This is a genomic window from Propionivibrio sp. (genome assembly GCF_047602565.1).
In the GTDB taxonomy this organism is placed as follows: domain Bacteria; phylum Pseudomonadota; class Gammaproteobacteria; order Burkholderiales; family Rhodocyclaceae; genus Propionivibrio.
In genome coordinates this window covers 4,054,117-4,070,031 of the sequence record NZ_JASGGX010000001.1, presented here as the reverse complement: position 1 = coordinate 4,070,031, position 15,915 = coordinate 4,054,117, and the positions used below count along the sequence as shown (strand labels likewise).

At 65.0% G+C, this 15,915-nt stretch carries 14 protein-coding genes; 6 read left to right on the top strand and 8 right to left on the bottom strand.

The features are described from left to right. Positions 1-112: 112 nt before the first annotated feature. The 4 genes from QM701_RS19210 to garR all read right to left on the bottom strand — a co-directional run bounded on the left by QM701_RS19210 (position 113) and on the right by garR (position 4,023). Complete coding sequence (locus QM701_RS19210; protein WP_415168603.1) at positions 113-1,111, bottom strand: TRAP transporter substrate-binding protein; 999 nt, start codon at positions 1,109-1,111, stop codon at positions 113-115. A gap of 91 nt (positions 1,112-1,202) precedes the next feature. Then, the gene (locus QM701_RS19205) at positions 1,203-2,483 is read right to left on the bottom strand and encodes a TRAP transporter large permease subunit (RefSeq protein ID WP_415168602.1); all 1,281 of its coding nucleotides are present in this window, start codon (positions 2,481-2,483) and stop codon (positions 1,203-1,205) included. 107 nt (positions 2,484-2,590) lie between these two features. After that, positions 2,591-3,091, bottom strand: coding sequence for a TRAP transporter small permease (locus QM701_RS19200; protein ID WP_415168601.1), 501 nt, complete (start codon positions 3,089-3,091; stop codon positions 2,591-2,593). Positions 3,092-3,135: 44 nt separating this feature from the next. Then, positions 3,136-4,023, bottom strand: coding sequence for a 2-hydroxy-3-oxopropionate reductase (gene garR, locus QM701_RS19195; RefSeq protein WP_415168600.1), 888 nt, complete (start codon positions 4,021-4,023; stop codon positions 3,136-3,138). Positions 4,024-4,381: 358 nt separating this feature from the next. Here garR and QM701_RS19190 point away from each other — a divergent pair, with 358 nt between their 5' ends. Next, positions 4,382-5,416, top strand: a complete 1,035-nt coding sequence (locus QM701_RS19190) for a hypothetical protein (protein WP_415168599.1) — start codon at positions 4,382-4,384, stop codon at positions 5,414-5,416. Between the two features lie 199 nt (positions 5,417-5,615). Further along, complete coding sequence (locus QM701_RS19185) at positions 5,616-6,368, top strand: FadR/GntR family transcriptional regulator (protein WP_415168598.1); 753 nt, start codon at positions 5,616-5,618, stop codon at positions 6,366-6,368. Positions 6,369-6,398: 30 nt separating this feature from the next. Here QM701_RS19185 and QM701_RS19180 read toward each other — a convergent pair whose 3' ends face one another. Both QM701_RS19180 and QM701_RS19175 read right to left on the bottom strand, forming a co-directional pair. Beyond that, entirely contained in the window at positions 6,399-6,971 is a 573-nt protein-coding gene (locus tag QM701_RS19180; protein WP_415168597.1) for a rhomboid family intramembrane serine protease, read from the bottom strand. A gap of 195 nt (positions 6,972-7,166) precedes the next feature. Then, entirely contained in the window at positions 7,167-7,442 is a 276-nt protein-coding gene (locus tag QM701_RS19175; RefSeq protein ID WP_415168596.1) for a metal/formaldehyde-sensitive transcriptional repressor, read from the bottom strand. 159 nt (positions 7,443-7,601) lie between these two features. Here QM701_RS19175 and dmeF point away from each other — a divergent pair, with 159 nt between their 5' ends. The 4 genes from dmeF (at position 7,602) to QM701_RS19155 (ending at position 13,564) form a co-directional block, all read left to right on the top strand. Further along, positions 7,602-8,531 carry a CDF family Co(II)/Ni(II) efflux transporter DmeF gene (gene dmeF / locus QM701_RS19170; RefSeq protein WP_415168595.1) on the top strand — a complete coding sequence of 310 codons (930 nt, stop codon included), beginning with the start codon at positions 7,602-7,604 and terminating at the stop codon, positions 8,529-8,531. Positions 8,532-8,648: 117 nt separating this feature from the next. After that, the gene (locus QM701_RS19165) at positions 8,649-10,571 is read left to right on the top strand and encodes a PrkA family serine protein kinase (protein ID WP_415168594.1); all 1,923 of its coding nucleotides are present in this window, start codon (positions 8,649-8,651) and stop codon (positions 10,569-10,571) included. Between the two features lie 142 nt (positions 10,572-10,713). Further along, complete coding sequence (locus QM701_RS19160; RefSeq protein ID WP_415168593.1) at positions 10,714-11,991, top strand: YeaH/YhbH family protein; 1,278 nt, start codon at positions 10,714-10,716, stop codon at positions 11,989-11,991. 34 nt (positions 11,992-12,025) lie between these two features. Further along, positions 12,026-13,564 (top strand): SpoVR family protein, encoded by a 1,539-nt coding sequence (locus tag QM701_RS19155; protein ID WP_415168592.1) that lies wholly within the window; start codon positions 12,026-12,028, stop codon positions 13,562-13,564. 22 nt (positions 13,565-13,586) lie between these two features. Here QM701_RS19155 and hutG read toward each other — a convergent pair whose 3' ends face one another. Then, the gene (gene hutG / locus QM701_RS19150; RefSeq protein WP_415168591.1) at positions 13,587-14,534 is read right to left on the bottom strand and encodes a formimidoylglutamase; all 948 of its coding nucleotides are present in this window, start codon (positions 14,532-14,534) and stop codon (positions 13,587-13,589) included. Positions 14,535-14,554: 20 nt separating this feature from the next. Further along, complete coding sequence (gltS, locus tag QM701_RS19145; RefSeq protein WP_415168590.1) at positions 14,555-15,787, bottom strand: sodium/glutamate symporter; 1,233 nt, start codon at positions 15,785-15,787, stop codon at positions 14,555-14,557. Between the last annotated feature and the right edge of the window lie 128 nt (positions 15,788-15,915).

The window sequence follows — 15,915 nt, the reverse complement described above, 5'->3', positions numbered from 1 at the left end:
CGCCTCCTTTCCACGGCGTTTCCGGCCTTCCATGAAAACATCCCCCGCCGCGTCAGCGGCGAGGGATGTCCGGGCAGCGCCACGCCTTTCGGCGTGGGCGGAAAACGGCGGCTTACTTGGCGTCCCGTTCGGCGTCGATCGCCTTGATGAAGTTTTCGCCGCCGTACTTCGAGGTGAACATCAGCCGGACCGGCTTGGTGATCTCCAGGAACGGGGCCGGATCGACGTTCTCCACGACCTGCAGGCCGGCCTTCTTCACGTCGGCGATGATCTTGGCCATGTTGTCGTTGTTCAGCTGGCGCTGGTAGGCGCCGGCCTCCCGGGCGGCCTCGACGACCGCCTTCTGCTGGGCCGGCGGCAGCGCGTCGAACTTGGCCTTGTTCATCGCCACCAGCAGCGCGCTGTAGGCGTGGTTGGTCAGGCTCAGGTGCTTCTGGACCTCATAGAACTTGCCGGAGTAGAGCAGCCCCAGCGACTGTTCCTGCGCGTCCACGGTCTTCATTTCCAGCGCGGTGTAGAGCTCGCCGATCGGCATCGGCACCGGATTGGCGCCGAGCAGTTTCCAGGTTTCGTTGTGCGCCGGGCTGCCGTTGGTACGCACCTTGAGCCCCTTGACGTCCGCGGGCACCTTGACCGGATGCTTGGAGTTGGTCAGTTCGCGCCAGCCGGTGTCCCAGTAGGCGAGGCCCTTGAGGCCGAATTCCTCGAGCTTGTCCATGATCTCCTTGCCGACCTGGCCGTCGAGGACGCGATAAGCGTGCGGCGTGTCCTTGAAGATGAACGGGATATCGAACACGCCGAGCAGGGGCACGATGCCGGTGTAGTTCGAGGAGCCCGAGATGACGATGTCGATGGTGCCGCCCCTGGCGCTGGAGATCGCGGCCTGGGCGTTGCCGAGCGTGCTGTCCGCGAAGACTTTCACTTCGAGCGCGCCGCCGGTCTTGGCCTTGAGCAGTTCGTTCATCTTTTCGCCGCCGGCGGTCTGGGGATCGCTGCGGGCGGCTTCCGAGGCGAAGCGCAGGACGGTCTGCGCCTGCAGCGGCGCGCAGGCCAGGGTCAGGCCGGCCGCGACCAGCGATGAGACGAGGGCACTTTTCAACTGCATTTTCATTTGACTTCTCCTTTATGAGATGGGGCGGCGTTGATCCGGAAAACGGAAGAGCTTCTTGCTTTTTTGGGAATACACCCGAGACGACGGGATTTCAGTAGAACCAGCGTGCTGGAACGGTGACGAACTGCGGGAAGACGACCAGCAGGAACATGACCACGGTTTCGGCGACCAGGAACGGGAACATGCCCTTGATCACCGTGTCGAGATTGACCCGCGCGACGCTGGAGACGACGTTGAGCACCGTGCCGACCGGCGGGGTGATCAGGCCGATGGCGTTGTTCATCATGAACATGATGCCGAAGTAGTACGGGTCGATGCCGGCCTGCTTGACCAGCGGCATCAGCACCGGGGTCAGGATCAGCACGGTCGGCGCCAGGTCGAGCGCCGTGCCGACGGCGAAGACGAGGATCATCAGGATGACCATCAGCAGCAGCCGGTTGTCCATGAACGGCGCCATCATCTCGGTCACCTGCGACGGAATGTCGGCGATGGTGATCAGCCAGGCGGAAACCATCGACGCGGCGACGATCAACATGATCGAACTGGCGGTCTTGGCCGAGGCGAGCAGGATCTTCGGCAGATCGCTGAACTTCATGCCGCGGTAGATGAAGACGCTGACGAACAGCGCCACCACGGACGCCACCACCGCCGCTTCGGTCGGGGTGAACATGCCGGTCTTCATGCCGCCGATGATGACGAACGGCAGCGTCAGCGCCCACACCGATTCGCGCAGGGCGGCGAGCAGGACGGGCAGGTCGAACTTGGTGCGGGGCGAGTTGGCGAAGTCCTTGCGCGCCACCAGCTTCCAGGTGATGACCAGCGACAGCGCCATGATCAGGCCGGGCACGATGCCGGTGAAGAAGAGCTTGGTGATGGAGAGCTGGGCGGCGACGCCGAACAGCACCAGCGGCATGGCCGGCGGCAGGATCGGCGCGATGCAGGCGGCGCCGGCGATCAGGCCGGCCGAGCGGCCGACGTTGTAGTTGGCCTTGCGCATCATCGGAATGACCACGGCGGCCAGCGCCGCGCTGTCGGCGGCGGCCGAGCCGGAAATGCTGGCCAGGATCAGCGCGGCGATGATCGCGACGTAGCCCAGGCCGCCCTCGATGTGCCCGAGGAGCGCGTTGGCGACCTTGACGATCTGCTGCGAGATGCCGCCCTTGTTCATGATCTCGCCGGCCAGCATGAAGAACGGGATGGCCATCAGCGGGAAGTTGTCGGCGCCGGACACGAGGTTCTGGGCCAGGATCTGCACGTCGAACGAGTTGAGGTGGATCATCAGCGACACGCCGCAGACGAGCAGGGCGAACGCCACCGGCATGCCGATGAACATGGCGATGCACAGGGACGCCAGGAAGATGGTGACAGTCATCGAATTTTTTCTCCGGGGAGGATCGGTACGCCCAGGCCGTTCAGTTCACTGATCGCGGCGACGCGGGAAAGCGGCGTGGGCAAAGTCGGTGGAAGCCGGGAAGGCGATCAGAGCGCGTCATCGAAATCGGGACACATTTCCTGCTCGTCCATCTGCCCGGTCACCAGCCGGTACAGGGAGGACACCAGCAGCACGCCCATGCCGACGCTGCACACCAGCAGGGCGACGTAGACCACGCCGAGCGGAATCTCGGAAACGGGCGCGATGTTGCTCATGTTGAGCCGGACGATCTTCCAGCCGCCGTAGGTCATCAGCAGGCAGCACGCCAGGGTGGTGGCGTCGCCGATGAACTTGCACACCTTCTTGCCGGCCAGCGGCAGCAGCTTGGTCAGCGTATGCACGCCGAGGTGCCCGTTGTCGCGCAGCATCAGCACCGAGCCGAGGAACACCATCCAGACGAACAGGAAGCGCGACACTTCCTCGGAAAAAATGATGCCGTAGTTGAAGCCGTATCTCAGCACCACGTTCCCGAACACCAGCACCACCATCGATCCGAAAATGCAGATCAACAGCCATTCCATTCCCTTGACCAGCAGCCTCGAAAACATGCCCTCTCCTTTTTCGTTCGTTCGCGCTTTTCCGCGCCTTCCGCTCAAGCCGGCCTTCTGACCTGGACGTTGGCGAGCTTTTCGTAGTAGCGGACGATGGCGCAGTGGTCCGCGCCGCTCATGCCCTCGCCGATGAGCGACTGGATGATTTCCATGACCGCCGCCGTCAGGGGCAGCGCCACGTTGAGCCGGTGCGAGGTCTCCAGGACGTTCTGCAGGTCCTTGGTGTGCAGTTCCAGGCGGCCGCCGGGCTTGAAGTTGCCGTCCAGGATCATCGGCACCTTGGCGTCCATCACGGTCGAGCCGGCCAGCCCGCCCCGGATGGCCGCGAAAACCGCGTCGGGCGCGACCCCGGCCTTCGCCGCCAGCACGAACGCCTCGGAGACCGCCGCGATGTTCAGCGCCACGATGATCTGGTTGGCCAGCTTGGTGACGTTGCCGGCGCCGATGCCGCCGACGTGCACCACCGACGAGCCCATTTTTTCCAGGACCGGCCTGACGCGCGCGAAAACCTCCGCGTCGCCGCCGGCCATGATCGCCAGCGTGCCGTCGATGGCCTTCGGCTCGCCGCCCGACACCGGCGCGTCGAGCATTTGCACGCCCTTTTCCGCGGCCAGCGCGCTGATTTCCTGCGACACCGCGGGCGCCACGGAACTCATGTCGACGATAATCGTCCCCGGCTTCGCGCCTTCCAGCACGCCGTTCGGCCCGAGGACGGCTTCCCGCACGTGGGGCGAATTGGGCAGCATGGTGATCACCACGTCGCTGAGCGCGGCCACCTCCCGGCTCGACGAGACGACCGTCGCCCCCAATCCGGCCAGATCGTCGCAGGACGCGAACTTGTCGTACACCGCCAGCGGATATCCACCCTTGATGACGTTCCTCGCCATCGCCCGGCCCATGATGCCCAGGCCGATGAAACCGATCTTCATGTCTGCTCCCTGTCAAAGGCCGCGATGGCCGTTTCTCAAAATCGATCGCGCCGAGGTCGTCCGCACATAGAACACACGACCTACGTAGCACATAACTTGTGATACAACTATTAACTCACGTGTAAATAGAAATTGTCAACACCTTGTCGACACAACGGTTCATCGAGCGCCAGAAGCCTAGCAACCATGCCGCGTCCAGCCGAAAACACCGTTCCGGATCGTCTAGAACGGAAGCCGGTCTATATCTTTGGAGGAGAGAATTCGACTAACTAATGATACGTAACATGTATTACAATTAAGCCGTTCCCAAGCCTGAAGCCCTTTCCAATCGCCACATTCTTTTTTCAAAGGGGAAGCAATGAAGATCGAGAAACGCACACTGGCCGCCTTGAACAGCGTCTATTCCTGCAACAGCATCGAGGTGGACGGGCAGACGCGCATCCTGCTCGCTTCCGAGGCCGAAGACCGCTGCCTGGCCTGGACCGGGCCGGACTACACCGAGAGCCACACGGTCTGGGACGGCCCCGGCGGCACCATGTCGATCGTGCCGATTCCGGGCACCAACGGCGAATTTCTGGCGGTGCAGAAGTTCTTCCGCATGTTCGACTGGGAAGAGGCCAAGGTGGTGCACGTGCGCCCGCTGCCCGGAAACAAGTACGCCGTCACCGACATCCTGCACCTGCCCTATATCCACCGCTTCGACCTGCTCACCGTGGGCGACCGGCACTACTTCATCGCCGGCACCCTGGCGACCAAGAAGGCCACCAAGGAGGACTGGTCGAGTCCGGGCAAGATCTGGGTTGGCGAATACACCGGCCCCGGCCCGCTAACGGTCACCGTGCTCCAGGACGGCATCACCCAGAACCACGGCTACAGCCGGCTGGTGCGGGACGGCGTGATGCGCGGGCTGGTGACCGGGCGCGAAGGGGCGTTCGAAGTCACGCCGCCGCAGACGGCGGACGGGCAATGGACGGTCCGGCAGTTCATGGACTGGCCGATCAGCGACATCGCGGCGCTCGACATCGACGGCGACGGCGAGCTCGAATTCGCTACGATCGAAGAATTCCACGGCCAGTATTTCCGCATCTACAAGAAGATCGACGGGCGTTTCGTAAAGGTGTTCGAGCACCCGGAGGTGACCGAGTTCTACCACGTGGTGGTGGGCACGACGCTGGCCGGCGAGCCGGTGTTCATCGGCGGCTGCCGGCGGGGCAAGCAGCAGCTGTTCTACGTGCGGGCCAGGCAGAAGGCGCCGCTGGAGCTCGAAGCGGTGCTGATCGAGGAAGGCGTCGGGCCGAGCAACGCCTACGTCCTGCACGAACAAGGGCGCGACATCCTCGTCGCCGCCAACCGGGAAACCAACGAGGCCGCGCTGTATTTCGTGACGAAATGACCGGCACGCCGGGAGCGCGGCGTTGTCCGCGGCGTTCCCGGCCTGGCGCCCTGCCCTCGACCGCCGTGTCTGAAAGAGTACCGAATCCGGCGGCGGCCCCTCCGAAAACGGACCGGCGACCGCCGCTTTCGCGCGTTTGGCGCATGCCAACCGATCCGGACGCAAGTATCATGTAGCACGAGTGATAAGGAGTCCGATTGTGGCCAAGCTTCAAAAGATAAAAATGGAATCGCTGCGTTCCCAGGTTTACATGCAGCTGAAGAACCAGCTGATGGAAGGCGTGTGGAAAGCGGGAGAAAAGCTGCCGTCCGAAAACGAACTGTGCGCTTCGCTCGGCGTCAGCCGGGTGACCGTGCGGGCGGCCATCCAGCAGCTGGAAATCCTCGGCCTGGTGGAAACCCGGCACGGCGGCGGCAACTTCGTCAAGGAATTCTCCTCGGCCAACGCGATGAACGCGCTGCATCCGCTGATCCAGATCAACGAGAACCAGGACATCATCACCATCCTCGAATATCGGAAGATCATCGAAAAGGGAACGATCGGCCTGATTGCGCCCAAGATCACCGCGGCCGACATCGCCAAGCTCGAAGACACCTACCACCTGATGATCTCGCTGTCCGATACCGACCAGGCCCAGCAGCAGGCCGAAGCCGACCACCTGTTCCATTACCAGTTGGCGCAGATCTCCAACAATCCGATCATCATCAAGGTCTACGAGATCATCAACGTCATTCTCGCCGCCGCCATGGTCGAGATCGTGCGCCTGCTCGGCACCGAGATGGGCCTGCGCTACCACCGCCAGCTGATCGACGCGCTGAAGACCGGGGACAAGGCCCTGTGCGAATCGGTGATGGAAGCGCACATCGAAGAAACGATCAAAAAGATCCAGAACAAGGATTGGGTGCTGCAGCGCGCGGGCCGGCCCGCGGACGAGCCCCGGGTTGCGCCCTGAACCGGGGACGGCGTTCCGCGGCCGTGCCGGCTAGCGCCAGCGCCAGAAGCGCATGAACAGGTAGCCGCCCGCCAGCCCGCCCAGGTGCGCGAAATGGGCGACGCCGGCCTGCGTGCCGGTGATGCCGAGCACCAGTTCGACGATGCCGAAAACGGTGACGAACACCGGCGCGCGCATCGGGATCGGCGGGAAGATCGGCATGACCACGCGATAGGGGAAACAGCGCGCGAAGGCCAGCAGCAGGCCGAACAGCGCGCCGGAGGCGCCGACCGTCGGATAGTAGCCGCCCACCAGGGCGGTGACGATGAGCTGCATGACCCCCGCGGAGACGGCGCAGAACAGGTAGAAGGCCAAATAGCGGCGCGCTCCCCAGACCCGCTCGACGTCGCCGCCGAACATGTACAGCCCGAACATGTTGAACGCCAGGTGCGACAGCCCGCCGTGCAGGAAAGCGTAGGTCAGCAGCTGCCACGGCATGAACTGCGGACCGACCGGCCACAGGGCGAAGGCCATGCCGAGCGAGCCCCGGCTCATTGAGTCGAGGAAAAAGATGGCGCAGTTGGCCACGATCAGCGCCTGGGTGACGGGGGGCAATGCAAACATCGGCGGTTCTCCGATCCGCGATCCGTGCGGGTTCAGACGGTCCTCGCAGCGCCGAGTTCGCGCGGGGAGGATGATTCGACGAGGCGGGAAAGGCGGTTGACCACGGCGACACGGCGGGCGCTGCGGAAAAACGAGGACTTTTCTTTTCGCCGCGCCGCCGTGGTCATTTTTATCGCTTCCGTAGCCAATTCCCAATCATTTCAAATAACTGCGCAGGACCGACACCACCTGCTCCAGATCCTCCTGGCGCTGCGCGTCGGGCAGGGCCGGCTCGGCCAGGTGGTCGCGCAGGTGGCCTTCGAGCACTTCCAGCATCAGGCCGTTCACCGCGCCGCGGATGGCGGCGATCTGCTGCAGCACGGCCGAGCATTCGCTGCCCTGGTCGAGGCTCTTTTCCAGCGCCTCGGTCTGCCCCTTGATGCGGCGCACGCGGACCAGCAGCTGGGTCTTTCCCTTGACGGTGTGTGGCATGAGTCCTCCTGTCGAGTCCGGCCGTGAATGGGACGGAGTAGAACACAAACGCGGCGCGCCGGGCGAGCGACGTGCCGGGGAATTGTAATTGCGAACCGCTCTCGTTGCTAAAACACATACTGGGGTATAGTATAAATACACCCAACCCGGACCTTCGCCATGAAAGCCTCCTCCGCCGGCAGGCTGTGCCACGTCGAAACCTTCGACGCCGGCAATCCCTTCGCCGAGCGCAACACGCGCTGGGCCGTCGTCCTGACCGCCGCGACGATGATCGCCGAGATCGCCGGCGGCTGGACGTTCAACTCCATGGCCCTGCTCGCCGACGGCTGGCACATGAGCTCGCACGCCCTGGCGCTCGGACTCTCCGCGTTCGCCTACGCGGCGGCGCGCCGCTTCGCGCGTGACGGTCGCTTCGCCTTCGGCACCTGGAAGATCGAGATTCTCGGCGGCTACACCAGCGCCGTCGTTCTCGTCGGCGTGGCCGGCGCGATGCTGTTCCAGTCGATCGCGCGCCTGCTCTTTCCCGCGGAAATCCGCTATGACGAAGCCATCGCCATCGCCTTTCTCGGCCTGGCGGTCAACCTGGCCTGCGCCTGGCTGCTGCGGGACGCGCACGGGCATGCGCACGGCCACGGCGGGCATGGCGACCATGAGGAACGCCATCACGACCTCAACCGGCGTGCGGCCTACGTCCACGTGATCGCCGACGCGGCGACCTCGGTGCTGGCCATCGCCGCGCTCTTCGGCGGCAAGTTCTGGCACGCCGCCTGGCTCGACCCGGCCATGGGGATCGCCGGCGCGGCGCTCGTCGCGAGCTGGGCCTGGGGACTGCTGCGCGACAGCGGCCGCGTGCTGCTCGACGCCGAGATGGACGCGCCGGTGGTCGCCGAGGTGCGCGAGGCCGTCGCCGGGCTGCCCGCGCCGGCCCGGATGACCGATCTGCACGTGTGGCGCGTGGGCCGGGAAAAATATGCCTGCATCCTGTCGCTCACCACCGCCGGGGAGACGCAGCCCGAAGACGTGCGGCGGCGCCTGGGCATGCACGGCGAACTGGCCCACGTCACCGTCGAAATCAATCGGAGCCATTGAACCAATTCCTCCTTTTGCGAATCATCGTCCACGGATGGAGCAACGTGCCCGCAAAACCTTTTCGGGGTGCGCTGTTCTAAAAATCGGACAGAGCGATTTCTTGCAAGGAGGTAGATCATGTCCATCTTCGCCCGCTACCAGAGCCGTTTCGAGGCGGCGCAGGAAGAGGAAATGTCGGTCCAGGAGTACCTGGACCTGTGCCGGCGCGATCCTTCCGCCTACGCCAGCGTCGCCGAACGGATGCTGCAGGCCATCGGCGAGCCCGAACTCGTCGATACGCGCAGCGATGCGCGCCTGTCGCGCATTTTCGCCAACAAGATGCTGCGCCGCTATCCGGCCTTCCGCGACCTGTACGGCATGGAGGAGGTGATCGAGCACATCGTCTCCTACTTCCGCCACGCGGCGCAGGGACTGGAGGAAAAGAAGCAGATCCTCTACCTCCTCGGCCCGGTCGGCGGCGGCAAGTCGACGCTGGCCGAAACGCTCAAGCACCTGATCGAGAGGGTGCCGTTCTACGCGCTGAAGGGCTCGCCGGTGCACGAGTCGCCGCTCGGCCTGTTCGATCCGGACGAGGACGGGCGCCTGCTGGAGGAGGATTACGGCATCCCCAGCCGCTACATCAACACCATCATGAGCCCGTGGGCGGTCAAGCGGCTGCACGAGTACGGCGGCGACGTGACCAAGTTCCGCGTGGTCCGGCTGCGCCCCTCGGTACTGTCGCAGATCGCCGTGTCGAAGACCGAGCCGGGCGACGAGAACAACCAGGACATCTCGTCGCTGGTCGGCAAGATCGACATCCGCAAGCTGGAGACCTACTCGCAGGACGACCCGGACGCCTATTCCTACTCCGGCGGCCTGTGCCTGGCCAACCGGGGCGTGCTGGAGTTCGTCGAGATGTTCAAGGCGCCGATCAAGGTCCTGCACCCGCTGCTCACCGCCACCCAGGAAGGCAACTACAAGGGCACCGAGGGCTTCGGCGCGATTCCGTTCGACGGCCTGATCCTGGCGCACTCGAACGAGGCCGAATGGCTGTCCTTCAAGAACAACCGCAACAACGAGGCCTTCCTCGACCGCATCTACATCGTCAAGGTGCCGTATTCGCTGCGCGTTTCCGACGAAATCCGCATCTACGAGAAGCTGCTGGTCAATTCGTCGCTCGACCAGGCGCCGTGCGCGCCGGACACGCTGCGCATGCTGGCCCAGTTCTCGGTGCTCTCGCGCCTGAAGGAGCCGGAAAATTCGAGCATCTACTCGAAGATGCGCATCTACGACGGCGAAAACCTCAAGGACACCGACCCGAAGGCCAAGAGCTACCAGGAATACCGCGATTTCGCCGGCGTCAACGAGGGCATGACCGGGCTGTCAACCCGTTTCGCCTTCAAGATCCTGTCGCGCGTGTTCAACTTCGACCACCGCGAGGTCGCGGCCAACCCGGTGCACCTGATGTACGTGCTCGAACAGCAGATCGAGCAGGAGCAGTTCCCGCCCGAGATCGAGGAGCAGTACCTGCGCTACATCAAGGAGTACCTCTCGCCGCGCTACGCCGAGTTCATCGGCAAGGAGATCCAGACCGCCTACCTGGAGAGCTATTCCGAGTACGGCCAGAACATCTTCGACCGCTACGTGCTGTACGCCGACTTCTGGATTCAGGACCAGGAATTCCGCGACCCGAACACCGGCGAGATGCTCGACCGGATGGCGCTCAACGACGAACTGGAGAAGATCGAGAAACCGGCCGGGATCTCCAACCCGAAGGACTTCCGCAACGAGGTGGTCAACTTCGTGCTGCGCGCCCGCGCCAAGAACGGCGGCAAGAACCCGGTGTGGACCTCCTACGAGAAGCTGCGCGCGGTGATCGAGAAGAAGATGTTCTCCAACACCGAGGAGCTGCTGCCGGTCATCTCGTTCAACACCAAGTCGAGCAGCGAGGAGCAGAAGAAGCACCAGGATTTCGTCGATCGCATGACCGCCAAGGGCTACACCGAAAAGCAGGTGCGGCTGCTGTGCGAGTGGTATCTGCGCGTGCGGAAGTCGTCGTGATCGCGAGCACCTCTCTGGGCGCACGGCACGCGGAGGCGACGGGAAAACGGAACGGGCTCCACATTTTTCCGGTTTCCTGCCGCGCCCGCCGCGCTTGCGCGCGCGTTGCGCCGGGAGAGGCAAACACCGCAGGGAGAACGACATGACCGTGCGCATCGTCGATCGCCGGTTCGACAGCAAGAAGAAGAGCTCGGTCAACCGCAGCCGCTTCCTCCGCCGCTTCAAGGGGCAGATCAGGAAAGCGGTGGCCGATTCGATCAACCGCCGGCGTGTGCGCGACCTGGAGAACGGCGAAAAGATCAGCATCCCGGCCGGCGACATCGCCGAACCCCAGTTCACCTTCGGCCGCGGCGGCCGGCGCGAGGCCGTGCATCCGGGCAACGACCGCTTCAACGCCGGCGAGGAGCTCGACCGCCCGGACGAAAGCGGCGGCGGCGGGGCCGGGCAAGGCCAGGCCAGCCAGGACGGCGAAGGCCTGGACGACTTCGTGTTCACCCTCTCGCGCGACGAATTCCTCGACATCTTCTTCGACGAACTGGCGCTGCCCAACCTGGTCAAGAAACAGCTCGCGCGCATCGAGCAATACCGCAGCGTGCGCGCCGGGTACTCGATGTCGGGCGTGCCGACCAACATCAACCTGCCGCGCACCATGCGCGGCGCGGCCGGGCGGCGCATCGCCATCGGCGGCCCGTCCGCCCGGCGGCTGCGCGCGCTCGAAGCCGAGCTGAAGGCCCTGCTCGACGCGCCGCCGGCCAGCGGCGGCGCGGATGAAATCGAACGCCTGCGCCGCGAGGTCGCCTGCCTGCGCGCGCGCATCGAGAACCTGCCGTTCATCGACCCCTTCGACCTGCGCTACAGCAACCGCATCCGCATCCCGCAGCCGACCACGCAGGCGGTGATGTTCTGCCTGCTCGACGTCTCCGGCTCGATGGACGAGAACCGCAAGTACATCGCCAAGCGCTTCTTCATGCTGCTGTACCTGTTCCTGACGCGCAATTACGAGCACATCGACGTGGTCTTCATCCGCCACCACACCGTCGCCACCGAAGTCGAGGAAGACGACTTCTTCACCTCGCGCGAGACCGGCGGCACCGTCGTCTCCAGCGCGCTGACGCTGATGCTGGAGATCGTCCGGAGCCGCTATGCCACGGGGGCCTGGAACATCTACGGCGCGCAGGCTTCGGACGGCGACAACTGGCACAACGATTCGCCGATCTGCCGCGAAATCCTCGAAAACTCGCTGCTCCGGCTGTGCCAGTACTTCGCCTACATCGAGATCACCGACGGTCCACCGCAGAACCTGTGGCAGGAATACGAGCAGCTGCAGGCCGCGCACCCCGACTTCTTCGCCATGCAGCGCATCACCGACGCCGGCGACATCTACCCGGTGTTCCGCGAGCTCTTCCGGCGCAAGGCCTGACCATTCCCGACGACGCCCCCGAGACGAACCGGCCATGAATGCCCTCACGAAAACCGACGACACCGCCCTGGCCCCCCTGCCCGCCGGCTCCGAATGGACCTTCCCGGCCATCGACGCCTACGACGAGGCGATCGGCCGCACGGCGCGGGACTACGCGCTCGACTGCTACCCGCATGTGCTGGAGATCATCAGCGCCGAGCAGATGATGGACGCCTACGCCTCGATCGGCATGCCCGTCTATTACCACCACTGGTCGTTCGGCAAGCACTTCCTGGCCACCGCCAACCGCTACAAGCGCGGCCAGATGGGCCTGGCCTACGAGATCGTGATCAACTCCGCCCCGTGCATCGCCTACCTGATGGACGAGAACACCCTGCCGATGCAGGCGCTGGTCATCGCCCACGCCGCCTACGGGCACAACTCGTTCTTCAAGGGCAACCACCTGTTCAAGCAGTGGACCAGCGCGGACGCGATCATCGACTACCTGGTCTTCGCCCGCAACTACATCGGCCAGTGCGAAGAACGGCACGGCGTCAACGCCGTCGAGCGGCTGCTCGACGCCTGCCACGCCCTGCTCAACGTCGGCGTCAACCGCTACAAGCGCGCGCCCAAGCAGTCGCTGGAAAAGGAAAAGCTGCGCCTGAAGGAACGCGAGGAATACATGCAGGCGCAGGTCAACGACCTCTGGCGCACGCTGCCGCAGCGCCACGAAGCCGAGGAAATCCTGGCCGAGGAGCGTTTCCCGCAGGAACCCGAGGAAAACCTGCTGTACTTCATCGAGAAGAACGCGCCGCTGCTCGAACCCTGGCAGCGCGAAATCGTGCGGATCGTGCGCAAGATCGGCCAGTACTTCTACCCGCAGCGGCAGACGCAGGTGATGAACGAGGGCTGGGCCTGCTTCTGGCACTACACGCTGCTCAACACGCTGTACGACCGCGGCGCCCTGTCGGACGGCTTCATGCTCGAATTCCTGCAATCGCACACCAACGTGGTGTATCAGCCGCCGTACAACAGCCCGTACTATTCCGGCATCAACCCCTACGCCCTCGGCTACGCCCTGTGGCAGGACATCCGGCGCATCTGCGAGGCGCCCACCGCGGAGGACCGCGAATGGTTCCCGGGCATCGCCGGCTCCGACTGGCGGGAAACCTTCGAATTCGCCATGCAGAACTTCAAGGACGAGAGCTTCGTCGCCCAATACCTGTCGCCCCGGCTGATGCGCGACTTCCGCTTCTTCTCGGTGGTCGACGACGACACGCGCGACAAGCTGCGCATCGACGCCATCCACGACGCCTCCGGCTACCAGACCCTGCGCCGCCACCTGGCGCACCAGTACGACCTCGGCAGCCGCGAGCCGGACATCCAGGTGTGGAACGTCGACCTGCGCGGCGACCGCTCGCTGACCCTGCGCCACTTCGTGCACCAGCACCGCGCCCTGCACGAAAGCTGCGACGCCGTGCTCGCCCAGGTGGCCGGCCTGTGGGGCTTCACCGTCCGCCTCGAACGGCAGGACGTTAACGGCACGGTCACCCAGGTGGGCGAGAAGACGGTGGACCGGCGCAAGGGCCTGTAGGCGCGGGCCCCTTCCTGCCGCCCTATCCCCGCGCCATTCGCGCCACCAGCCGCGCGGCGACCTTGGCCGTCAGCCCGTCGCGGTCCAGCTCCGGATTCAGCTCGGCGATGTCGGCCGCCACCAGGCGGCCCGAAGCCAGAATCCGGCCGATCAGCGCCTCGACGTGCGCCAGCGGCACGCCGAGGGCCGCCGGGGCCGACACGCCCGGCGCGCAGGCGCCGGGCAGGACGTCGAGGCAGACGGTGACGTAGACGGCCGCGCATTTCGCCAGATCGTCGGCCAGCGCCTGTTGCGCCGTCTCCAGCCCCTGCGGCGACTGCAGGTCCTCGTCCAGCCAGTAGCGCGCGCCGATCCGGTCGGCCCGCTCGAACAGGGCCCGCGTGTTGGCGAAGCGGCTGATCCCGAAAATCCGGTAGTTGAACGGCGCCCCGTCCGCCGCGCAGAGTTCCTGCATCTGCCGGAAGGGCGTCCCGGAATTGGCGGCGGCGGACACGCGCAGATCGAAATGCGCGTCGAAATTGACCACCAGCAGGCGGCTCGGATCAATGCCCGCGCGGACGATTCCCTGGAAGGTGCCCCAGGCGACTTCGTGCCCGCCGCCGAGGACCAGCGCGCGGCTGCGCTTGCGGACGATGCCGGCGACCGCGCCGGCCAGCCGGTCCTGCGCCTCCTCCAGCCTGCCGTCCTCGCACGCCACGTCGCCGGCGTCGAACAGGGGCGGCTCCTCCAGCACCGGCAGGCTGGCCAGCGCGGCGCGCAGGGCGCCGGGCCCGGCCGCCGCGCCGGGCCGCCCCTTGTTGCGGCGCACGCCCTCGTCCACCGGGAAGCCGACCAGGGTCACGCCTCCCGGGGAAGCCTCCTCCGGCGCGGCGAGCCGCGCGATTTTCTGGTGCCAGCGCTGGCTGAACCCGAGCTCCTCGGTATCCTCGCGTCCCGACCAGACGAAATCGTGTTTCAGTGACGATTGCATGGACAGATTCCTTTCACGGATCATTTGCCGAAGTAGTTCATGAACCACACGATGTTCGGAATGCCGACGATGTCGATCAGCACCGCGCCGCACAGCGGCACGATCAGGAAGGCCTTGCGCGACACCACGCCGAAGCGTTCGGCCACGGCGCCCATGTTGGCCACCGCGTTCGGCGTCGCGCCCAGCCCGTGCCCGATCATGCCGGCGCACATCACGGCGGCGTCGTAGTTCCGCCCGAGGAGCGGGAACAGCAGGTAGATGCAGAAGCCCAGGATGAACACGGTCTGCACGATGAGGATGACCACCAGCGGCAGCGCCAGGTTGTAGAGCTCCCAGAACTTGAGCGACATCATGGCCATGGTCAGGAAGATGCCGAGGCTGATGTCGGCGATCAGGTCGATGGACTTGTCGTGCAGCTTGACCAGCGGCACCGCGTCGTTGAGGTTGCGGAACAGCACGGCCATGAACATGGCGCCCACGTAGCCGGGCAGCACGAACGCGGTCATCTCCTTGATGCGGGCCGAGAAGACGGCGCCGAGCACCATCGCCACCAGCACCACGGTCATCATGGCGATGAGCTTGTCGCTGCTGGCGGCGTCCCCCTCGGTCCGGCCGATCTCGGACAGGCCTTCGAGATGATCGCCCTGGGTGACGATCGGCAGATCGTTCTTCTCGACCAGCCACTTGGCCAGCGGCCCGCCCATCAGCCCGCCGGAAACCAGACCATAGGTCGCCGCGGCGACGGCCACCACGAACGCCCCGTTCACGCCCATCTGCTCGGCGGTGGGACCGAAGGCCGAGGCCGCGCCCATGCCGCCCTCCAGCGAAACGGCGCCGGCCATGACGCCGAGCACGGGGTGAATGCCCGTCAGGTAGGCCGCGGCGACGCCGACGGCGTTCTGGGCGACGGCCAGGACCCAGCAGCCAACCAGGTAGATGATCAATTCCCGGCCGCCCTTCTTGATCAGGCCGAAGCTGCCGCCCAGCCCGACGGTGGTGAAGAAGGCGATCATGAACGGCATCTGCAGCGTCGTGTCCAGCTTGAAGGTGAGCAGGCCGGTTTCCTTGAGCAGCCAGGCCAGCAGCGAAAACGCGAAGCCGCCCAGCACCGCCGAAGGAATGCAGAAGCGGACCAGCGCCGGAAAGACCTTGCGCAGCCAGCCGCCGAACATCAGCAGCAAGGCGGCCAGGGCCACCGTGGCGACCAGATCGAGTTTCAGAAGCCATACGTTGTCGGCAAATTCGATTCCCATGAAGTTTTCCCCTCATCCCTGTTATTGAAAAAACAACGAGCGGAGGGGCTACCGCAGGGATCATGCCAAGCGCGGATGTTCAGTCGAAAGCCGCAGGGGGCCGCGCTTCATCTCCCTCCCCTTCAAGG